Genomic DNA, 22,336 nt, shown 5'->3' on the forward strand with positions numbered 1-22,336 from the left:
CAAATACTTAAAATTTTAATTAAGTTTTAAACACTGTTTTTTCTTTGTGCTTTCCACCATCTTTCAGGCAATTCTTGATTGCAAGCCTGCAAGTATTCTTCATAAGAACAGGGTAACAACGTATTTCTTTTTAGTTTATTGTTACCATGCGATAAAAAAGGAATTTCAATCCACCAACGATCCGTTTTATTACTCTTATAAAAAACCAACTCTTCGTCTTCTAATGGCACTATATACTTGAGATAATTATCTTTTGTACCAAAAGGATATTCTCCTGAGCGATATTGAAAGCCTTCTATAAAATACCAAACAATTTGAGCCATCAGGACTGATTCATTTACGGTATTGGTATGATTAAAAATACCAAACATGGAAACCTTATCACTTATTCCAGCATATCGGGACAAAGCACAAATCTCTTTCCCAGTAAAACCATTAGGAGAAAAAGTATTAAAATTTCCTGAATCTGATGACTTAACAGATGTTAAATCCAAACTTACTACATCAGCATCTCTAAATACGGGTTCTGCTAAGGCAATATTGTTGGAGATTTCTCCCAATCGATAAGCGTCAAAAAAAAGTTTTTCTATAATATCGATTTCTTCTTGTGAATTATAATAGGTTTGATAGCCAATATTACAATAGTTAAATAAATTATTTGGCGCATCAATCACCATTTTAGTCAAATAAGAATCATTAGATAATCCATCTGTTTCTTTACCAAAATCAAATTTATTATCAATGGCTACTAAATTCACCATTTGCTCTAAATCGTCATAAGCCCGATACAAGGCGTACGTTAAATCCTGAGAACCACCAATAACTATAGGCACAATTCCTTTTTTTATCAAACTTGAAGTCACTTTTTTTAAAGCAAAATAAGTATCTGAAGCAGCATTTCCAGGCAATATATCACCTAAATCCGCTATACCCATATTCCAATTTCCATTATACAATTGATATACGGATTGACGAAAGGCTTGCAGATCCACTCTAGAGAAATGTATTGTATCGCCTCGGTTTTCAAGTACGCCGATCAAAGCAATCTTAACTTCGTTTAAATCCGGAAAGGAATCATCAGTATGCACTAAAAGAGTCCCTCCGATTTGATGCAAAGACAACGTATGCTTAAAATCAAGCGTTTCACTATTTATGGGGGTAAGGAAATCAAACTCCATGGCTTACTTTTTTTTAGCTACAGTTTTCTTAGCAGTGGTCGTTTTTTTAACCGCAGGTTTTTTAGCAGCTGTTTTTTTTGCTGGCGTCTTCTTTGCAATCATTTCTTGCACTTCAGCTAAGGTCAGTTTCGAAGCATCTACATCTTTACTCAATTCAATTTTAATCTTTCCTTTAGTAATCACCGAACGTCCCCAACGGGCTTTTTCGACCAAAATCCCCTCATCTTCCCAATTATGAATAACTTTATCTATATTCTTTTGAATTTTATCCTCAATCAAAAATTCAATATCCGCTTGTGACAAATTATCAAAATCAAATTTTTTCGAAACATTGATAAAAATACCATTCCATTTGATAAAAGGACCAAATCGTCCGGTTCCCTTTTGAACACTTTCCCCTTTATACACAGCAATTGGTGCATCGGCTAATGCTTTCTCATCAATTAATTCTTGAGCTCGCTCTAACGAAACATCCAAGGGATCTTCACCTCTTGGCAAAGAAATAAAAGCTGCTCCGTGGCGAACATAAGGACCAAAACGACCATTACTCACCTCTACTTCTTCTCCTTTATATACACCTAAATTCTTTGGCAATAAAAATAAATTTAGTGCTTCTTCTAAAGTGATATTACCAATATTCTGTTCATTGCGCAAACTCGCAAACTTCTTTTCTTCATCTTCTGCATCGCCTATTTGCGCCATCGGACCAAACTTACCTAAACGAACCGAAACAGGTTTTCCGGTAGCAGGATCTGTTCCTAAAATCCGCTCTCCACTTTCACGATCAGCGTTGGCTTCAACATCTTTCACATTGGGATGAAATTTATCGTAGAACTCCTTCATCATTTGAGCCCATTCGATATTTCCTTCAGCAATTTCATCAAAATCCTGTTCAACTTTTGCCGTAAAATGATAATCTAATATGGAACCAAAATTCTTTACCAAGAAATCAGTAACGATTGTTCCGATGTCGGTTGGCACCAATTTCCCTTTATCTGAACCCGAATTTTCCTTTAAAAGTTTTTCAGCAATTTTGCCTGATTGCAAAGTCAGCTGTGTATACTTGCGCTCTTGACCTTCAAGTGTTCCTTTCTCCACATAATTTCTGTTAATAATAGTAGAAATAGTTGGCGCATAGGTAGAAGGACGACCGATACCTAGTTCCTCTAATTTTTTAACCAAAGAAGCCTCGGTATAACGAGCTGCTGGTCTAGAATAACGCTCTGTTGCTGTAATAAATGAATTCGCTAGTGGCTCATTTACCTTCAAAGCAGGCAACATCCCTTCTTGCTCTTCCTCATCATCATCATGTCCTTCTAAATAAACTTTAAGAAAACCTTCAAAAAGCAACACTTCTCCCGAAGCCACAAAAACCTCAGCATGATTATTAGCCTCAATTTTTACATTGGTACGCTCTAGTTCGGCATCACTCATTTGAGAAGCCAAAGTTCTTTTCCAAATCAAATCGTACAAACGTGCTTGATCTCGATCTACATTTACAGTATGCAAAGACATGTCTGTTGGACGAATCGCCTCGTGAGCTTCTTGAGCTCCTTTACTCTTATTGGCAAAAGTTCTAGGTTTGGAAAATTCTTTCCCGTATGATTTTATAATTTCGGCCTCCGCAGCCGCCATAGCTTCTTTTGACAAATTCACGCTATCGGTTCTCATATAAGTAATCAATCCCGCTTCGTACAAACGTTGCGCTAGCTGCATGGTAATACCAACTGGCAAATACAATTTACGAGCTGCTTCTTGTTGCAACGTTGAAGTGGTAAAAGGCGCAGTAGGTGATTTTTTAGTTGGTTTCGTTTCTAAATCAGCTACCTTATATAATGAACTAGCATTTTGATTTAAAAAATCTTCAGCTTCTTGTTTGGTAACAAAATTTTTAGGTAGTTTGGCTTTCACCGTTTTCCCTGCTTCGTTGGTAAACTCAGCAGCAACTGAGTAACTTGCTACGGCAGCAAAATTTTGTATTTCTCGCTCACGCTCCACAATCAAACGAACCGACACTGACTGTACACGTCCAGCAGAAAGCCCTCCTTTGATTTTTCTCCAAAGTACTGGCGACAATTCATATCCTACTAATCGGTCTAATACACGACGGGCTTGTTGTGCATTGACTAAATTATAATCAATTTCTCGAGGATTATCTATAGCTTTAAGAATCGCATTTTTGGTAATTTCGTGAAAAACGATACGTTTGGTTTTTTTTGCATCTAATTTCAATTCCTCTGCTAAATGCCAAGAAATAGCTTCTCCCTCGCGGTCCTCATCACTTGCTAACCAAACCATTTCGGCATTTTTAGAAAGTGTTCTTAGTTTACTCACCAAAGCCTTTTTATCGGCTGAAACTTCATACTTAGGTTTAAATCCATTCTCCACATCTACCCCAATTTCTTTAGAAGGTAAGTCGGCTATATGACCATAACTTGATTCTACTTGAAACTCACTTCCTAGAAATTTTTCGATTGTTTTGGCCTTTGCAGGTGACTCCACTATTACTAAATTCTTTGCCATATTCCATTTGTTTATGTCGGCAAAAGTATAGGATTTTTTTAAATTTCACCTTTTTATCATTTTAAAAGTCAAAATTAGCCGTTAAACAAAGACAGACATTCATGCGCAATCCATGTATTTATTCAATCAATAGAAATAAGATTAGTATTTTTCTACCAATTATTTTATCAAAAAGGAGTTAGATAAAGAATGTGATAATTTTTCATCCAACTTCAAAAAAAATACTGAGCTACTTAAAAAAACGAATGTTATTGATAATTCCACATCTGCCATCTTGTCATATTCGATAAAAATCTATTATCTTTGCGCTTTTAAAACACCCATGGAAAAGATTATTGAAGAAAGCAAACAAGGCGAAAGTCTCGTTTTAGAAAACAAACCCGAGAACACCAAAAAACTCTTTATAGAAAGTTACGGTTGCGCAATGAATTTTTCAGACAGCGAGGTAGTAGCTTCTATTTTATCAAGTAATGGTTACAATACGACTCAAAAATTAGAAGAAGCCGACTTGGTGCTAGTGAATACTTGCTCAATTAGAGACAAGGCCGAGCAAACCATCCGCAAACGCTTGGAGAAATACAATGCTGTAAAACGCATCAACCCTAAAATGAAAGTAGGCGTTTTGGGCTGTATGGCCGAACGTTTAAAAAGTCAATTTTTAGAAGAAGAAAAAATAGTAGACTTAGTAGTTGGTCCAGACGCCTACAAAGACTTACCAAATTTATTGAACGAAGTCGAAGAAGGCCGAGATGCTATTAATGTGATTCTTTCCAAAGAAGAAACCTATGGCGATATATCACCAGTTCGTTTAATGACCAACGGTGTGAGTGCTTTGGTGTCCATTACAAGAGGTTGCGACAATATGTGTACGTTTTGTGTTGTGCCATTTACTCGCGGACGCGAACGCAGTCGTGATCCTCAAAGCATTCTGAAAGAGATTCAAGATTTATGGAATCACGGCTATAAAGAAGTAACCCTTTTAGGCCAGAATGTCGATAGTTATTTATGGTACGGTGGCGGCTTGAAAAAAGATTTTGTAAACGCCTCCGAAATGCAAAAAGCCACTGCCGTGGATTTTGATCATTTATTAGAAATGGTAGCCGTAGGATTTCCGAAAATGAGAATTCGTTTCTCAACCTCTAATCCTCAAGACATGCACGAAAGTATTTTGCATGTAGTGGCCAAATATTCAAATATTTGTAAACATATTCATTTGCCTGTTCAATCCGGAAGCAACCGAATTCTAAAAGAAATGAATCGCTTGCATACCCGTGAAGAATACATGACATTGATTGACAAGATTAATGCTATCATTCCAAATTGCGCCATTTCTCAAGACATGATTGCGGGCTTCCCTACAGAAACCGAGCAAGACCATCAAGATACGTTAAGCTTAATGGAATACGTGAAATATAGCTTTGGCTACATGTACAGCTATTCCGAACGACCTGGAACTTTGGCAGGAAGAAAAATGGAAGATGATGTTCCCGAAGACACCAAAGCCAGAAGATTACAAGAAATTGTAGACTTACAACAAGTACATGCTCGCTTTAGAACTGAACAATATATAGGACAAACCGTAGAAGTTTTAGTAGAGAAAGTGTCCAAAAAATCACCTAACGAATTCTCCGGAAGAAATTCACAAAGCATTACAGTTGTTTTTCCGAAAGAAAATTATAAAATTGGTGATTTTGTAAACGTGCTAGTTGAACGCACCACTAGCGCTACACTTATCGGTAAAGCAATTGGGCTTAGCGAGATGAATTAAGAAAAAGTTTAATAGTTTAAAATGGTTTAAAGTCGTCCCAAAAAACAACTCGAAACCATTAAACACTTAAACCTTTAAACAAAACAATATGGAAACAGTTCAAGCAATAAAACAACGATTTGAAATTATCGGGAATGATCCCAAGCTCAATCGTGCCATCGAGAAGGCCATCCAAGTGGCTCCAACAGATATTTCCGTTTTGGTTTCTGGAGAAAGTGGTGTAGGTAAAGAAAACATACCTAAAATCATTCATTCTCTTTCACATCGAAAACACGGAAAATACATTGCCGTAAACTGCGGTGCTATCCCTGAAGGAACTATTGACAGTGAACTTTTTGGTCACGAAAAAGGAGCTTTTACAGGCGCCACCAATACTCGTGAAGGCTATTTTGAAGTAGCCGATGGCGGAACCATATTTCTTGATGAAGTAGGCGAATTGCCTTTGACTACTCAAGTTCGTTTACTGCGTATTCTTGAAAATGGTGAATTTCTAAAAGTAGGTTCCTCTCAAGTTCAAAAAACCAACGTAAGAATTGTGGCCGCCACCAATGTTAATTTATTTGATGCGATAGAAAAAGGAAAATTCAGAGAAGATCTATACTACCGTTTAAGTACAGTAGACATTACACTACCTCCATTGCGAGATCGCAAAGACGATATTCATTTATTGTTCAGAAAATTTGCAGCCGACTTTGCGCATAAATACAAAATGCCTCCGTTAAAACTAGACGATAATGCCGTTTTGGTTTTGCAAAAATTCCGCTGGGGCGGTAACATTAGGCAACTTCGAAACGTAGCAGAACAAATCTCTGTCTTAGAAACCAATCGCGATATCAATGCTGCCATTTTGCAATCTTATTTACCTGTCGAGAGTAGCAACTTACCCTCGGTAATAAAAGACAAAAAAGGTGATAGTGACTTTAATACCGAAAGAGAAATTTTATACAAAGTCCTTTTTGATATGAAAAGCGACTTGCACGATTTAAAAAAACTCACCTTAGAATTAATGCAGAATGGTAGCTCAACAGTGCAAGAAACCAATCAGAATTTGATCCAGAAAATTTATGGTTCAAAATCAGATAGCGAAATTGAGTATGAAGAAGAGCCAAGAACAGCCGTAATCACTACTCAAAACATCGACAACAATTATCAAGAACCTGAGGAAAACTATCTTTTTGCCGAAACCATTGAAGAAGAAGAAATTCTGAAACTAGAACAAAAAGAAATCGAGCTGATTAAAAAATCATTAGAAAAAAACAAAGGAAAGCGAAAAGCCGCCGCCGATGAATTAGGCATTTCAGAACGCACTTTGTATCGAAAAATCAAACAATTTGATTTGTAAGAAGTAATTGTAATTCAAAGCAAAACAACAGTACCTAATACAAAACAGTGAACCTTTCACTTTATATTATATGAAAAAAATACTTTATTTATCTGCCGTAGTAAGTCTTCTATTACTTAACAGCTGTGGTGTATACAACTTCACAGGATCAGGAAAAATAGACGCTAAAACCTTTCAGGTCAATTTCTTTCAAAACAATGCCGAGTTGATTGAACCTGGAATCGACCGAACTTTTACCTTGCAATTGCAAGATTTGATTCAAAACCAAACCAATCTAAACCTAGTAAAATACGGTGGTGATCTAGTATATGATGGTGAAATTACCGATTACCGAATCAGTCCAATGACCGCAACCGCCGATCAAAAAGCGGCTCAAAACCGATTAAAAATAAGAATCAAAGTAAATTTTACCAACAAAAACAAAGAAACCGATAATTTTGACAAAACGTTTGAGTTTTTCTATGACTACCCCGCCGACCAACAACTTACAGGCGCTACCTTAAATACCGCACTCAAAGAAATTTTTGACCGAATTTCACAAGACATATTTAATGAGTCATTGGCTAAATGGTAATTGAAATAAATTCCTATATTGCAACCCTATGAATGTTACCGATTATACTTTTCTGCTCAACCAACCCGAAACGATAAATACTGTTTATACAGACGCTTTGGGCAATGTTTTGAATGACTTTCCTTATTTTCAAAGTGCACGAGCATTACGATTAAAAGGCTTATTCATCCAAAACAGTTTCAAATATAATTATGCTTTAAAGGTAACCGCTGCACATACAACAGATCGCTCCGTATTGTTTGACTTTATTACAGCTGATCAATTTGTCACCATCAAAAACGAACACCATGAAGATAAAAATGGTGCTGTAATGAATATTGAGGTGATCGATTGTGAAATAGTCCCTCATAAAAACATTCAAGAGCAACAAAAAAATGCCTTAGAATTATCGATTCTTACTTCTATCAAAGAAGCTTCAATTCTAAATACTCCTTCAAAAGAAATATCTACTACATCCGAAAGTGTTATTGAACTTGAAAAACCCTTTGATTTTTCGGCAAGAGAAAAACATTCTTTTCAAGAATGGCTTCAGTTATCAAGAGTTAAGCCTATTGATCGAAACCAAGACAACCAAGACAAAGCCATCGCAGAAAACTTGGAAGAAGAAGAACGAAAGAAAAAAGCGGCCATCATTGATAAGTTCATAGAAACCAACCCTAAAATTGCTCCTTTAAAGCAAGGATCGACACCGGCGCCTCAATTTGAACTCAACGCTTCAGACAATACGCACTTAATGACGGAGACCCTAGCCAAAGTCTACTTAGCACAAAAAAAATATCAGAAAGCAATTCAAGCCTATGAAATATTAATTTTGAAATATCCAGAAAAAAGTAGTTTCTTTGCAGACCATATCACAGAAATAAAGTTTTTACAAAATAACAATAATTAAACAATGAGCACATTTTCAATTTTTTTAGTTTTAATAACTATAGTTTGTTTTTTACTAATCGTAGTAATCATGGTTCAAAATCCTAAAGGTGGCGGTTTATCATCAGCTATTGGAGGATCACAAATGTTGGGTGGTGTTCAAAAAACAACTGATTTCTTAGACAAAAGTACTTGGACATTAGCAACGATTTTGATTGCATTAATCTTACTTTCTAGCTTAAGTTTCACAAGCTCAATGGGTGATTCTGATTCTAAAATCATCCAAAAAACAGAAACTGCTGCACCACAAACAGCACCAGTTCAAAATGCACCAGCAACGCCTGCTGCACCAGCTACTAAATAACAGTAACTCTTATCATATAAAAATGCCAGCCTGTCAAAGCTGGCATTTTTTTTAAGTAAAAGTGTCAGTTTATTGGACTTGGCACAGTTTCTGAAATTCAAGAACACAATTAATAATTAATTCATAATAAAATTAAAACCATGGCATTAAACATTAAACCCCTATCGGATAGAGTTCTTATCGAACCTGTTGCCGCTGAAACAAAAACAGCTTCAGGGATTTTTATTCCTGATACCGCAAAAGAAAAACCTCAAAAAGGAACTGTAATTGCTGTTGGTAACGGAACCAAAGACCACGCAATGACAGTAAAAGTAGGCGATACCGTACTTTATGGTAAATATGCGGGTACAGAATTAAAATTAGAAGGAACCGATTATTTGATTATGCGCGAGGATGATATTCTTGCAATTATCTAAAAAATTAAACAGTACGGACAAGTCGCGACTTGTCCCTTCAATTTATTAATTATTCTAAAAAAATAAAAAAAATGGCAAAAGATATTAAATTTGATATTGAAGCACGTGACGGTTTAAAACGTGGGGTAGACGCATTAGCTAATGCGGTAAAAGTAACACTTGGACCAAAAGGACGAAATGTTATTATTGGAAAAGCTTTTGGAGGACCAAATGTAACGAAAGACGGTGTAACGGTAGCTAAAGAAATCGAATTGAAAGACCCATTAGAAAACATGGGAGCTCAAATGGTAAAAGAAGTAGCTTCAAAAACCAACGACTTAGCGGGAGATGGTACTACAACTGCAACTGTTTTAGCGCAAGCCATCGTAAAAGAAGGTTTAAAAAACGTAGCAGCTGGAGCCAATCCAATGGATTTAAAAAGAGGAATCGACAAAGCGGTAGAAGCTATTGTTGCCGACTTAACCAAACAAGCTAAAGTAGTAGGAAGTGATTCTGAAAAAATCAAACAAATTGCTTCTATTTCTGCCAACAATGACGAAGTAATTGGTGAATTAATCGCTACTGCTTTCGCAAAAGTTGGAAAAGAAGGTGTAATCACTGTTGAGGAAGCTAAAGGAACCGAAACCTTTGTAGATGTAGTTGAAGGAATGCAATTCGACAGAGGCTATTTATCTCCTTACTTCGTAACGAATCCAGAGAAAATGGAAGCTGAATTAGAGAATCCATACATTCTTTTGTATGACAAAAAAGTTTCTTCATTAAAAGAATTATTGCCAGTTTTAGAGCCTGTAGCACAATCAGGAAAACCATTATTAATTATTGCAGAAGATGTAGACGGAGAAGCTTTATCTACTTTGGTGGTAAATAAATTACGTGGTGCCTTGAAAATTGCTGCTGTAAAAGCACCAGGTTTTGGCGATAGAAGAAAAGCAATGTTAGAAGACATCGCAATCTTAACAGGAGGAACTGTAATCTCTGAAGAAAGAGGCTACACTTTAGAAAACACCACTATCGAAATGTTAGGAACTGCGAAAAGAGTAGCAATCGATAAAGACAACACAACTATTGTGAGTGGTGCTGGTGAAGCCGATATGATTAAAAATCGTGTGAACCAAATCAAAGGTCAAATGGAAGCTACTACGTCTGACTACGATAAAGAAAAATTACAAGAGCGTTTGGCTAAACTAGCTGGCGGTGTTGCTGTTCTTTATGTAGGTGCTGCTTCTGAAGTAGAAATGAAAGAGAAAAAAGACAGAGTTGACGATGCTTTACACGCTACTCGCGCTGCTGTAGAAGAAGGTATTGTAGCTGGTGGTGGTGTTGCTTTATTAAGAGCTAAAAATGTATTAAGCACATTAAAAGCAGACAACGCTGATGAAGCTACTGGTATCCAAATCGTATCTCGCGCAGTAGAGGCTCCATTGAGAACTATCGTAGAAAACGCTGGATTAGAAGGTTCTGTTGTAGTAGCCAAAGTAGCTGAAGGTACAGGAGATTTTGGTTACAATGCTAAAACTGACGAATATGTTGACATGCTTGCCGCTGGAATTATTGATCCTAAAAAAGTAACTCGTGTAGCTTTAGAAAATGCAGCATCAGTTGCAGGAATGATCCTTACTACTGAATGTGCTTTGATTGATATTAAAGAAGAAAATGCCGGAGGTGGAATGCCAATGGGAGGCGGTATGCCAGGAATGATGTAATAAACATTAATTCCCAATACAAAAATTCCAAACTCCAATTTGGAAACCATAAAAAAATCCGAAGTTTAAAAGCTTCGGATTTTTTGTTTGTATAAAAAACTAAGGACTAATTACTATGAACTAAATTATTCTGGTCGCTTTTTCAACATTTTCATAAATACTGGAAACGTGGAAATAAGAATAATTCCTATCACAATAAACTCAATGTGTTTCTTAAGATCGATACCGTATTTCAAAAACACACCATATAAATAATGCCCTGCAAAAATCAATACAAAGGCCCACATAAAAGAACTCAAAATATTAAAGAACATAAATTTCTTTTTATCCATTGATACAATTCCTGCTACAATGGGCGCAAAAGTTCTAAAAATAGGCAAAAATCTCGCATAAATAATCGCTTTTCCACCGTACTTTTCAAAAAAGTCTTTGGATTGTAATAAGTATTTCTTCTTGAACCAAAAGGTGTCTTCTTTTTTAAACAAATAGTACCCACTTTTGGCACCAAACCAATAGCCTACCATATTTCCCAAAATACCTGCAATAGCTACCATGGTAGCTAAAAAAGTAACATTAACAAAATCACTTTCAACAACAAACAAACTCTCTACAAGATCGCGGCTGTATATTCCCGATAAGAACAACAAACTATCACCAGGCAGGAAGAAACCGGCAAAAAGACCCGTCTCTGCAAAAACAATAAACAGAACAACATACAATCCTATTTGAATGCCACCCACACTTAAAGTGATATAAAACTCAGGATTCAATAATTGGGTCCATTCAAAATTATTCATATGCTGTCTTAAATTTGGATTTATAAGTTGGTGAAATTAGGGATTTTTTAACAAAGCGACAAAACAAACCCTTATTTTAAAATTTTATTAACGATTTGAAAAGAAAACACCCAAAACGATAGTCTTGGGCGCTTCAAAATTTTTATTCTTTACGTTCATACATACAACAAGTATGCAATTTTTCATAATCTTCTTTAGTAGCCTTCACCTCATCAGTATCATGCCCTACTTTGGCAACGGCTTTCTTTACGGCCAATGGTGTACATTTTTCTTCATTCAAAATCAAACTCAATTGATGCGATTCGATATCCCAAACAGCAGACTTTACTCCTTCTACTGAAAGAGCTGCTTTTTGAATGCGCTTTTGGCACATCCCACAATTTCCGTTGACCTCCATCATAATTTTGGCATTTTTATTCAACTTTTCTTGTGCTTGAGCAACAACGCCAACAAAGGCCATTACCATAATTAATACTAGTTTTTTCATGTTATTTTGGATTTAATAGTTAAGGTTATTTTAGTTTAAAACGCAAACCAGCGTAATACATTTGCCCAAAAATTGGCGCATACACTATAGAGGCATCAAAATTTGGTCCAAAAGGCGCATCGGCTCCAAGAATGGCAGTCGGCTGCTTGTAATTCCCAATGTTCTCTCCTCCCACATAAACTTCAAAAGAAGAAGAAAAAACACGAGTAATTTGTGCATTCACCAAACTATAAGCTGGCGAAAATTCCGGCAAACGATCGACTGCTGGATTCGAGGCAGTAACTGGCAATTGTTGCTTACCTAACCAATTGTAAGTAGCATCAAAACGCCATTGTCCTCCTTTTTCTGTACGATGGGTTTCATATTCAAGATTCGCAAACAAACGATGTTTAGCTTGCAAAGGACGTTGATACACTCCAGATAAATATTGTGTTTGAATATCATAATATTTATAGGCCGAACGCAAATTAAAGTGATTAAACAACTCATAGTTAAACTCTACCTGCAAACTATTAGCATACGATTTCCCTTTCAAATTATAAAACAAAACCTCTTGAGGCGATTGCATCACATCAACCACTACTTGATTTTGAAAATCAGTTCTATAAAAATCTATCCCTGCATCAGCATTTCTACCAAACAATTGAAATTTTTGATTAAAACTCACGCCATAATTCCAAGCAATTTCAGGGTTTAACCCATAAATTTTCCCCTCCGTATCCAAAATAGAAAGCGCTCTAGAACTGGCAAACAATGACTGATTTTCGGCAAAAACATTGGCCGCACGTTTCCCTCTTCCTGCTGAAAAACGAAACACCGATTTTTCCCAAGGATTGTAACGAAGATGCAAACGAGGGGTTACAAAAGTCCCCAATCTGTTGTGATTGTCCACTCTTCCGCCCAAAACCAAACTAAAATTATCATCATTATCATACGTATACTCAAAAAAGGCTCCTATAGAATTATCCACTCTTCCAAAATCCTTCAAGCTCACAAACTCTTGATAATTATCATAAGCAAAGTTGATTCCTGTAGCAAATTTATGCTTGGTATTATTGATAATCGAATTGAAAATCAAGTTCGAATAAAAACTAGTTTGCTTAATATCATATACGTTCAACCCATAATATGAGTTTTGATCGTGCAACGTAAAAGCATTCTGGAAACCAATACTCTGAAAAGGCTTATCCTTAAATACATAGCCTACTTTTGTCGACAAATCCAATCGTTGCGTATTGATCTCAGAACCCCATTTATTAGTCGTTCCTTTGTCTTTCTCAGTATCAAAACCAACTTCGCCCGATTGCTTGGCATCATTCATGTACCTGAAATTGATAAAACTCACCAACCCCTTTTCAGCATCATAGTACTGGTAACGGTTCATCACATTAATTTGCTTTGCCAACGGATTATCCAAAAAACCATCTTTGTTCTGATCCATTTCAGACACACGCGTATTGGCATGCAAAAACAAACTACTACTCCATTTTTTAGACAATTGCGTATTAAAATGCGTATTCAACTCAAATCGAGAATCAGTAGAACCATACGCATTCAAAAAGAACGGAATATCATTAATCGGTTTGATCAATTCGGTATTAATTTGCCCCGAAATACTCTCATAACCATTCACCACACTTCCGGCACCTTTAGTAATTTGAATACTTTCCACCCACGTTCCCGGCGTAAACGACAAGCCATACGCCTGCGAAGCACCACGAACCGAAGGCACATTTTCTTCCGTAATCATTAGGTACGGACTCGTAAGCCCCAACATTTTAATTTGTTTCGTACCCGTCAAAGCATCCGAAAAATTAACATCAATAGACGGATTGGTTTCAAAACTTTCGGCCAAGTTACAACAAGCCGCCTTTAGCAATTCTTTGCTCGTTACCAATGTAGTATTTCCGGTAACCGTATAGGATTTCTGTAATCCTTTGCGCTTCTTAGTCACCTTTACTTCGTCTAGATTTTCTTGAGAAAAAACCGGCAACGCCAGTAAAAAAGCAGCCAAAAGCCATATTTTATTTTGCATTATTTATTCTGAATTATGCTGTCGTTCCAACACAATTAGGGCGTGACCCCATTGCCACAAGCGGGCAACAAAGCAACGTACTATTCGCCCACTTGTGACAATGCGGTCGGGCTATACGCACTACTTCGGTAGTTAGCTACTATCCCTCACGCAAAACCATAACACAACAAAAAAATTGCGTCACAACGACAACGGTTTATAAAATTTTAAAAAAAATTAAATAAACAAAATCAGGCGTAAAAAATATATTGATGATACAATTGATAAAGCGGAGGCGCAGGAACGTCCACATAAAAAGGAGTACTTTCCGCTTTCTTAAAATTGGTCTTTGTAGTAAAACCAAATAACTGAGTCTGTTGTGGCACACCAACAAATGGCGAAAACAAACTAGATAAAACTATCTTTACAGTAGCTTCATCGGCTTTTTTATCCAAATGAACCCATTTGTCCTTACAACAAGTGTCCTCTCCCGCCGAGTCGGCAATAGCGCAACAATCTTCAGGCTCAGTAACAGATAAAAAATCCGAATCTAAACTTATCGATACAATCGAATCACCACAGTAATGCACGTTAATTGTCATCCCTATATTAGGAATCAACAACAACAGCACTAAAAATAAACTAGTGATTTTTTTTACATTCATGCCGCAAAATTACAGATTAGTACACTAAAGCAGTCAAAATATTTGTTAAAATTACAACTCAAACACTTGTCCCATCAAAGGCACCACACATTCAAAACCATACCGCTCTTGAACCTTAATTCGAAGTTCATCCGCCGGTTGATTCTCACCATGAACCAAAAACACTTTTTTGGGTTTATTTTGCAAAGACGAGAGCCAACGCAACAAATCGTTTTGATCACCATGTGCCGATAATCCTTCAATCTCAAGAATAGTGGCTTTAACCTCATAATATTTACCACGGATTTTAATCTCCTCTGCACCTTCTAACAATTTTCTACCCCTAGTTCCTTCGGCTTGATAGCCAATAATAATCACTGTAGTTTCAGGGAGCCCAATGTAGCGTTCTAAATAAGTCAAAACCCTACCTCCGGTAATCATTCCGCTTGCTGCAATGACCACTTTAGGCTGTTTGTTGAAAATGATATCCATAGTTTCTTGATAATCTGCTACCATAGTAAACATGTTGCACATCCCCACAAACTCTTCCTCAGACAATTTATGCCATTTTCTATTATTCTCAAAAATCTCCAAAACACTAATTCCCATTGGTGTATCAATAGCATAAGGCACCGATGGAATTCGACCTTCTTCTTTCAATTGCCACAACAAGAACATCACACTTTGCGCTCGTTCGACAGCAAAACTGGGCAAAATCACCGTTCCGCCTTTGGCTACAGCATTGTTAATATACAACTCTAGCTCCAGCTTAGGATCGGTTGCTGGATGCAATTTATTGCCATACGTACTTTCTAAAAACAAATAATCACCTCGCAGCGGAGGCGTCGGTGGAAACATCAAAACATCGTTATCCCTTCCAATATCTCCAGAGAAAACCAAATATTGATTTTCTAAATGCAATTCGATACTACAAGCGCCTAAAATATGCCCTGCATTACTAAAAACAGCTTCAATTTCAGCATCCAAAGCAATAGCCGTTTTAGGCTGAATCACTCTAAAATGGGAAAACACGCGTTCGGCTTGAGCTACAGTATAAAGCGGCTCAGCAATTTGATGTTTTGAATAATGACCTTCATTGGCTTTGTTGGCTTCTTCCTCTTGAATTTTAGCACTATCCAACAAAATTAATTTGGCGATCGCTGCAGTAGGGCTCGTGCAATAAATTTTTCCCTTAAAACCTTGATCGACCAATCTTGGCAACCAACCGCAGTGATCCAAATGTCCATGAGTCAACAAAACAAAATCTATCGACGAAGGCAAAACTGGCAAAGGCTCCCAATTCAATTCTCGCAAGGGCTTAATCCCTTGAAACTGCCCACAATCAATCAAAATGCGAATTCCGTTACTTTCGACGAGCGTTTTAGAACCTGTTACGGTTCCTGCTCCTCCAATACATGTAATTTTCATGAGGAATGTTTTTTTTTTAAATTAAATGCTAGTTATCACACAAATCTCTTACTTCTTTGAGTACATTTTGTATCCTATTTGGACTCAAACCAATCGTATTCAAAACCGAAGAATGGGTCAAAACATCTTTTACCAAGAGTAAATCTTCTTGCAATAAATGATCCTTTTCGGCCACAGACAAAGTCGTCAAACAGGTAATTGGATATAATTTATTTTGGTCTGTTTTGGATTTCAAGCCATTATTTTCAGGATAATTCCAACTCAAAAGTTGTAATCCAGAACAGTTTGCAAAAGTGATGGCATCGGTTGTAAATCGGTTATTGGTTACTATCCAACAAGAATTCAAAGGGCTTTGAGTATTAAAAAAAGGATGCGATTTCGTCTTTAAATCATTGAATCTTGACAAAATGTACATCGGGACTTTTACATCCGAAGCCACTTCTCTACCCGCATGAAACTTACATTCAATCATTCCGAATTCTGAGTGTTTTTGAATCAAAACATCTATTTCATGTGTAACACATTTTCCTTGTAAAACTAAATTGGTTTGCACTCGATAGCCTTCCGATTCAAAAAGACGGGCAATATATTTTTCAAAATAAAAACCCGCAGGACCTAACATTCGTATGGCTTCACGCAAGTTGTACCGCGCTGCATGTGCATTTGAATTTTTCTTCAGCAACCCAAAAGCTAATTTATAAATTTGTTTGGTCGCCATTCCATCATAAAGTTGTGCACTGATGGCAGCAATAATTTGATCAGCTTGTTCCCTATTTGCACCGGCTTTGCGTAATGATTTCAATAATTTATCAGCATTAAAATCAACGGTATCTCCTGAATATTTAACAACTTTCATCGCACTTTAGTTTACTTAACTCTAAATCCAACTAAAGATAGCTATAAATTAGTTACTTAACCTTTTTTTGATAATAAAATCCAGGGATAAAAAGCAGGATAAAAATAGGTTGAATCAAAAACCTACGCACATAAAAAAGAAGTAAATAGTTTTGATTTTGAAAAGAAAGAAGGAAAAAAAAGGCACCCACTAATAAGACAAAAAAAACAGCAAAAAGTAAACACGAAAACTGAAGCATATCCTTGTCTTCAAAAATAACATACAATAACCCCAAGGAAACCAATGTATTCAATCCGAACCTAAAAAACAATCCCAAAAACAACTGAAACGAATCATATTGCGGCAAGGATAAACCAGCAAAATCACTTTTAAAAAAGACCAAAAAAGGATCATAAAACAGTTGGTTTTCAAATTCACGAATTAGCGCTAAAAGAAAAACCAGCAGCAATCCGAGCATGATTTTGCCTTTATTTTGAAGTATTTTTTTTAGCATAAGTAGAAAAGTAGTTAACCCAAACAAACCAAAGAATAAAAACAACACCATAAATAAATAGCGGAAAAATCACACCATGCAAAAGGTGCTCATATGCAGGAAAACGATACAAAAGAAGGCTCAAAAACACTATTCGCATTACATTTAGCACGTAGATCAACACACAGCCTCCGAGTAAAAAAAAGAAAGTAGTCTTAAACCGTCCCGCAAAAGCAATCACAAAAGAAACAAAAAGAATCATTACACTTACCGCATTGCACCCTTCAATGATTCGAGCGACTTCCTTCATATATAACAAAATACTGATTTTTGTATTTTCTCGATAAACAACATCGCTATTGGGGACCAAGATTTGTAGCATTTTCTTGGTATGACTAGCCACAAGACGTGTGATACCATCTAACTGATCTCCATCAAATCTGGACAAATACCACTGATAACAAAGAGTAAGCCCGATAAATGTTAACAAAAAAGCCCCTATGAATTGCAAAAAAGGCTTATACAATGTCCAATAGTTCCTCAAAATTGATTTTTTTTTCAAATTTATGCAAATTATAATACTGGCATTAAATACTTTTGTTTAAAAAAATAAAAAAATGACCTTCCAAGAATTACAACCAAAAGTAATCGCTATTACCCATAACGATACTACTTCAAGAGACGAAAAATTACTGGCCATTTGCCAACTATTGAACGAAAATATTGAATACTACAATTGGGTAGGTTTTTACTTTGCCAATCACGAATCCAAAACCTTACACTTAGGCCCTTATGTGGGCGCTGAAACCGACCATACGGTGATTCCTTTCGGCAAAGGAATTTGCGGACAAGTAGCTGAATCGAATGCGAACTTTGTGGTTCCTGATGTAGCCGCACAGGACAACTATATTGCCTGTAGCTTTACAGTGAAATCAGAAATTGTGGTGCCACTATTCGTAAATGGTGTAAACATTGGTCAAATCGATATTGATAGCCATGTGATTGATCCTTTCACAGAAGCTGACGAACGATTCTTGGAGTTTGTGAATGAAGAAATTGCGAAACTATTTTAAATCATTTTTTATGAGTGTAAAAAAACGTTTTGCCGTATTGCTTCTATTAATTTCCTCAACGATTTATTCCCAAAACGGCACCAAGAAATTATTTCACATCGATAAATATCTAGTTACATCCAACGAAAAAAACTTTGAATACATCAAAGAAGTTGAAGAATATGACACGAATAAAAAAGCATATCCCATAAAGATATACTACAAATCAGGCAAAATATATCTAATAGGAACTACTTTAAACAAAGACAAAGTTGTCCTAGACGGTAAATGCTTGTATTACTATGAAAATGGCAAAAAAAAACGAGTAGCAAACTATGAAAATAATATACTCGTAGACAAGCAATATTATTATCACGAAAATGGAGTTCTCAAATTAGAATCAGAATTCGAAGTAAGCAAAAACAAAAAAGAGTCTACACTGAAAATTCTTAACTATTTTGATGAAAATAATGTACAAAAAGTAACAAATGGCGAGGGAGAATATGTAGAAGAAGGCTGGAACGATCAAACCTCTACTGGCACAATAAAGAACTTTTTAAAAGAAGGTATTTGGAGAGGACATTTAATAAAGGAAAAAGTCAGTTTTACCGAACAATTCAACAAAGGAAAACTAGTTGTAGGCCATAGCATTGACTCTTTGAATAACAAATTCACTTACAATGTAGTCAACGAAAGAGCACATCCCAAAAAAGGCATGAATGATTTTTATAATTATTTAAAAAAAAACGACATCATTCCAAGAAACATCAATGGTAAAGTTACAGGCAAAATAATCATTAACATTGATATTGACAAAAACGGTAAATTAGAAAATGTTTCTTGCTATACAGGAGACCAATATGGCATTACAGAGAATGCTGTAAAATTAATTGCTCAATATGAAAACTGGATACCAGGAAAACACAGAGGCATTACTGTTAAAACACATTTCACATTACCTATTGCCTTTGAATAAATTATCGCAGTGTTTTTAAACAACTAACACCTAACCACTTGTCAACTCTAAAAATAAAGAAACGTTTCTTTTGTTCTAGTCAAAATTATTTTCTACTTTTGCACCCGTCTTACAAGAGTTGTTCGACATACATAAAAATCATTTAAATAATATTAGCATGTATTTAACTAAAGAAGTTAAAGCGGAAATTTTCGCTAAACACGGAGGAAAAGCAGAAAACACTGGATCTGCAGAAGGACAAATCGCTTTATTCACTCACAGAATTAGCCACCTTACTGAGCACTTGAAAAAAAATCGTCACGATTATAATACTGAGCGTTCTTTGGTACTATTAGTAGGTAAAAGAAGAGCTTTGTTGGATTACTTGAAAAAGAAAGAAATCAACAGATACCGTGAGATTATCAAAGTATTGGGTATTAGAAAATAATCAATATACAAAAAAGAGGTGCGAAAGTGCCTCTTTTTTTATTTAAAACATGCAGTTATTAAATTTTTCAAAAACAACTGACAATCATCAGGATAAGAAGTCAAATTTATATAAATGTATAGCTGTCTTTTGCTATATTTGCAACTGATAAAAAAGTTTGGTTTTTCATTGGGTTTTAGACGATAACTACACACAACAACTACAACACAACTAAAACCCATTGTATAATCCAATAAGAAAAAAAGTATGATTCCACAATTATTTGTAGAAAGTATCGATTTAGGTGATGGCAGAAGCATCACAATCGAGACAGGTCGTTTAGCCAAACAAGCCGATGGATCTGTTGTAGTAAGAATGGGCGACACGATGATCCTTGCAACAGCAGTTTCAGCACGTAGCGCCAACCCAGCAGTAGATTTTTTACCTTTAACAGTAGATTACCGCGAAAAATTTGCAGCAGCTGGTCGTTTTCCTGGAGGTTTCTTCAAAAGAGAAGCACGTCCTAGCGATAGCGAAGTATTAACCATGAGATTAGTTGACCGTGTTTTACGTCCTCTTTTCCCAGATGACTATCATGCTGAAACACAAGTTATGATTCAATTAATGTCTCATGACGAAGAAGTTATGCCAGATGCTTTAGCTGGTTTAGCCGCATCAGCTGCCTTAGCGGTTTCAGACATTCCATTTTACAACTTAATTTCTGAAGTGCGTGTAGCGCGTATCGACGGAAAATTTGTAATCAACCCAAGTAGAGAAGACCTAGCAAAATCTGACATCGACATGATGATTGGAGCTTCTATGGATTCTGTAGCGATGGTAGAAGGTGAAATGAAAGAAATTTCGGAAGCAGAAATGGTAGAAGCTATCAAATTTGCTCACGAAGCGATTAAAGTTCAAATTCAAGCACAATTGCGTTTGCAAGCTGCTTTTGGTAAAAAAGAAATTCGTACTTACGAAGGAGAAAAAGAAAACGAAGCAATTTACAAAAAAGTTAAAGCTGCTGCTTACGATAAAATTTATGCTATTGCAAAAGTTGGATCAGCTAAACACGAAAGAAGTGCCGCATTTGCTGAAGTAAAAGAAGAAGTAAAAGCTTTATTTACTGAAGAAGAATTAGCTGCTGATGGCGATTTAGTTTCTAAATATTTTTACAAAACCAACAAAGAAGCGGTTCGTAATGTCGTATTAGAATTAGGGGTACGTTTAGATGGTAGAAAAACAACTGATATTAGACCAATTTGGTGTGAAACAGATTATTTACCAAGAGTACACGGTTCTTCTTTATTTACTCGTGGAGAAACTCAAGCTTTGGCTACGGTAACTTTAGGAACTTCTAGAGAAGCTAACCAAATCGACTCTCCATCAGAACAAGGAGAAGAGAAATTCTATTTACACTATAACTTCCCTCCTTTCTCTACTGGTGAAGCAAAACCATTAAGAGGAACTTCAAGAAGAGAAGTAGGTCACGGAAACTTGGCACAACGTGCGTTAAAAAACATGATTCCTGCAGATTGTCCTTATACTATCCGTATTGTTTCTGAAGTATTAGAATCTAACGGTTCTTCTTCAATGGCAACCGTTTGTGCAGGCACGATGGCTTTGATGGATGCTGGAGTTCAAATGGTAAAACCAGTTTCTGGAATTGCTATGGGATTGATTACTGACGGTGAAAAATTTGCGGTATTGTCTGATATTTTAGGTGACGAAGATCATTTAGGAGATATGGACTTTAAAGTAACTGGAACTGCTGACGGTATCACAGCTTGTCAAATGGACATCAAAATTGATGGATTGCGTTATGACATCATGGAACAAGCGCTTAACCAAGCTCGTGACGGACGTATGCATATTTTAGGCAAATTGACTGAAACTATCGCTACACCTAGAGCTGACGTTAAAGCACATGCTCCTAAAATCATCACTAGAACCATTCCTGGAAACTTTATTGGCGCTTTGATTGGACCTGGTGGAAAAGTAATTCAAGAATTACAAAAAGCTACAGGAACTACCATCGTAATCAACGAAGTAGACGAACAAGGGGTTATCGAAATCTTAGGAACGGATCCTGCTGGAATTGAAGCGGTATTGGCCAAAATCCAATCAATCACTTTCAAACCACAAATGGGGGAAGCTTATGAAGTGAAAGTAATCAAAATGCTTGACTTTGGTGCTGTGGTAGAATATACTGCTGCCCCTGGAAACGAAGTTTTATTACACGTATCTGAGTTAGCTTGGGAACGTACTGAAAATGTTGCCGATGTAGTTAATATGGGTGACATATTTCAAATAAAATATCTTGGTCTTGATCCAAAAACAAGAAAAGAAAAAGTATCAAGAAAAGCATTGTTGCCTAGACCTCCACGCGAAGAGAAAAAAGAATAACGATTTAAGTAAAGGTCACTATTCAAAAGCCCCTTATTCATTATGACTAAGGGGCTTTTTTTTGCA

General features: G+C 36.2%; 21 protein-coding genes. 11 read left to right on the forward strand and 10 right to left on the reverse strand.

Features of this window, described 5'->3' with window-relative positions:
• Positions 1 to 26: 26 nt before the first annotated feature.
• Both BXU11_RS11270 and topA read right to left on the reverse strand, forming a co-directional pair.
• Positions 27 to 1,178 carry a formimidoylglutamase gene (locus BXU11_RS11270; protein WP_078212606.1) on the reverse strand — a complete coding sequence of 384 codons (1,152 nt, stop codon included), beginning with the start codon at positions 1,176 to 1,178 and terminating at the stop codon, positions 27 to 29.
• 3 nt (positions 1,179 to 1,181) lie between these two features.
• On the reverse strand, positions 1,182 to 3,701 hold the full coding sequence (gene topA, locus BXU11_RS11275) for a type I DNA topoisomerase (RefSeq protein WP_078212607.1): 2,520 nt from the start codon (positions 3,699 to 3,701) through the stop codon (positions 1,182 to 1,184).
• A 322-nt stretch (positions 3,702 to 4,023) separates the two neighbouring features.
• On the opposite strand from topA, the gene miaB reads away from it, so the two are divergent.
• The 7 genes from miaB to groL all read left to right on the forward strand — a co-directional run bounded on the left by miaB (position 4,024) and on the right by groL (position 10,735).
• Entirely contained in the window at positions 4,024 to 5,469 is a 1,446-nt protein-coding gene (gene miaB / locus BXU11_RS11280) for a tRNA (N6-isopentenyl adenosine(37)-C2)-methylthiotransferase MiaB (protein ID WP_078212608.1), read from the forward strand.
• 88 nt (positions 5,470 to 5,557) lie between these two features.
• The gene (locus BXU11_RS11285) at positions 5,558 to 6,811 is read left to right on the forward strand and encodes a sigma 54-interacting transcriptional regulator (RefSeq protein WP_078212609.1); all 1,254 of its coding nucleotides are present in this window, start codon (positions 5,558 to 5,560) and stop codon (positions 6,809 to 6,811) included.
• 70 nt (positions 6,812 to 6,881) lie between these two features.
• Positions 6,882 to 7,385: an LPS assembly lipoprotein LptE gene (gene lptE / locus BXU11_RS11290; RefSeq protein ID WP_024982276.1), complete on the forward strand. Its 504-nt coding sequence runs from the start codon at positions 6,882 to 6,884 to the stop codon at positions 7,383 to 7,385.
• A gap of 28 nt (positions 7,386 to 7,413) precedes the next feature.
• A complete protein-coding gene (locus BXU11_RS11295; protein ID WP_078212610.1) occupies positions 7,414 to 8,274 on the forward strand; it encodes a tetratricopeptide repeat protein in 861 nt (286 codons plus the stop codon).
• Between the two features lie 3 nt (positions 8,275 to 8,277).
• The gene (secG, locus tag BXU11_RS11300) at positions 8,278 to 8,616 is read left to right on the forward strand and encodes a preprotein translocase subunit SecG (RefSeq protein WP_024982278.1); all 339 of its coding nucleotides are present in this window, start codon (positions 8,278 to 8,280) and stop codon (positions 8,614 to 8,616) included.
• 140 nt (positions 8,617 to 8,756) lie between these two features.
• Positions 8,757 to 9,032, forward strand: coding sequence for a co-chaperone GroES (gene groES, locus BXU11_RS11305; protein WP_024982279.1), 276 nt, complete (start codon positions 8,757 to 8,759; stop codon positions 9,030 to 9,032).
• A gap of 71 nt (positions 9,033 to 9,103) precedes the next feature.
• Positions 9,104 to 10,735, forward strand: coding sequence for a chaperonin GroEL (groL, locus tag BXU11_RS11310; RefSeq protein WP_078212611.1), 1,632 nt, complete (start codon positions 9,104 to 9,106; stop codon positions 10,733 to 10,735).
• A 125-nt stretch (positions 10,736 to 10,860) separates the two neighbouring features.
• On the opposite strand, the gene BXU11_RS11315 is transcribed toward groL, so the two are convergent.
• The 8 genes from BXU11_RS11315 to xrtF form a co-directional block, all read right to left on the reverse strand.
• Complete coding sequence (locus BXU11_RS11315; RefSeq protein ID WP_024982281.1) at positions 10,861 to 11,532, reverse strand: DedA family protein; 672 nt, start codon at positions 11,530 to 11,532, stop codon at positions 10,861 to 10,863.
• Positions 11,533 to 11,674: 142 nt separating this feature from the next.
• Entirely contained in the window at positions 11,675 to 12,019 is a 345-nt protein-coding gene (locus BXU11_RS11320; RefSeq protein WP_078212612.1) for a heavy-metal-associated domain-containing protein, read from the reverse strand.
• A 25-nt stretch (positions 12,020 to 12,044) separates the two neighbouring features.
• The gene (locus BXU11_RS11325; protein WP_078212613.1) at positions 12,045 to 14,054 is read right to left on the reverse strand and encodes a TonB-dependent siderophore receptor; all 2,010 of its coding nucleotides are present in this window, start codon (positions 14,052 to 14,054) and stop codon (positions 12,045 to 12,047) included.
• 230 nt (positions 14,055 to 14,284) lie between these two features.
• Positions 14,285 to 14,698, reverse strand: coding sequence for a hypothetical protein (locus BXU11_RS11330; protein WP_078212614.1), 414 nt, complete (start codon positions 14,696 to 14,698; stop codon positions 14,285 to 14,287).
• Positions 14,699 to 14,749: 51 nt separating this feature from the next.
• Positions 14,750 to 16,105, reverse strand: coding sequence for an MBL fold metallo-hydrolase RNA specificity domain-containing protein (locus tag BXU11_RS11335; protein ID WP_078212615.1), 1,356 nt, complete (start codon positions 16,103 to 16,105; stop codon positions 14,750 to 14,752).
• Between the two features lie 28 nt (positions 16,106 to 16,133).
• Complete coding sequence (locus tag BXU11_RS11340; RefSeq protein ID WP_078212616.1) at positions 16,134 to 16,961, reverse strand: ATP cone domain-containing protein; 828 nt, start codon at positions 16,959 to 16,961, stop codon at positions 16,134 to 16,136.
• Positions 16,962 to 17,013: 52 nt separating this feature from the next.
• Complete coding sequence (locus tag BXU11_RS11345) at positions 17,014 to 17,454, reverse strand: exosortase F system-associated protein (protein WP_078212617.1); 441 nt, start codon at positions 17,452 to 17,454, stop codon at positions 17,014 to 17,016.
• A complete protein-coding gene (gene xrtF, locus BXU11_RS11350) occupies positions 17,429 to 17,995 on the reverse strand; it encodes an exosortase family protein XrtF (protein WP_369803208.1) in 567 nt (188 codons plus the stop codon). The genes BXU11_RS11345 and xrtF overlap by 26 nt, the downstream gene beginning before the upstream one ends.
• 55 nt (positions 17,996 to 18,050) lie before the next feature.
• Between xrtF and BXU11_RS11355 the strand changes: the two genes are divergently transcribed.
• The 4 genes from BXU11_RS11355 (at position 18,051) to BXU11_RS11370 (ending at position 22,270) form a co-directional block, all read left to right on the forward strand.
• A complete protein-coding gene (locus BXU11_RS11355) occupies positions 18,051 to 18,506 on the forward strand; it encodes a GAF domain-containing protein (protein WP_024982289.1) in 456 nt (151 codons plus the stop codon).
• 10 nt (positions 18,507 to 18,516) lie between these two features.
• Positions 18,517 to 19,461, forward strand: a complete 945-nt coding sequence (locus BXU11_RS11360) for an energy transducer TonB (RefSeq protein WP_162150407.1) — start codon at positions 18,517 to 18,519, stop codon at positions 19,459 to 19,461.
• Between the two features lie 157 nt (positions 19,462 to 19,618).
• Positions 19,619 to 19,888 (forward strand): 30S ribosomal protein S15, encoded by a 270-nt coding sequence (rpsO, locus tag BXU11_RS11365; protein ID WP_024982291.1) that lies wholly within the window; start codon positions 19,619 to 19,621, stop codon positions 19,886 to 19,888.
• A 246-nt stretch (positions 19,889 to 20,134) separates the two neighbouring features.
• Positions 20,135 to 22,270 carry a polyribonucleotide nucleotidyltransferase gene (locus BXU11_RS11370; RefSeq protein WP_078212618.1) on the forward strand — a complete coding sequence of 712 codons (2,136 nt, stop codon included), beginning with the start codon at positions 20,135 to 20,137 and terminating at the stop codon, positions 22,268 to 22,270.
• The last annotated feature ends 66 nt before the right edge of the window (positions 22,271 to 22,336 follow it).

Source organism: Flavobacterium sp. LM5 (assembly GCF_002017945.1).
GTDB lineage: Bacteria > Bacteroidota > Bacteroidia > Flavobacteriales > Flavobacteriaceae > Flavobacterium > Flavobacterium succinicans.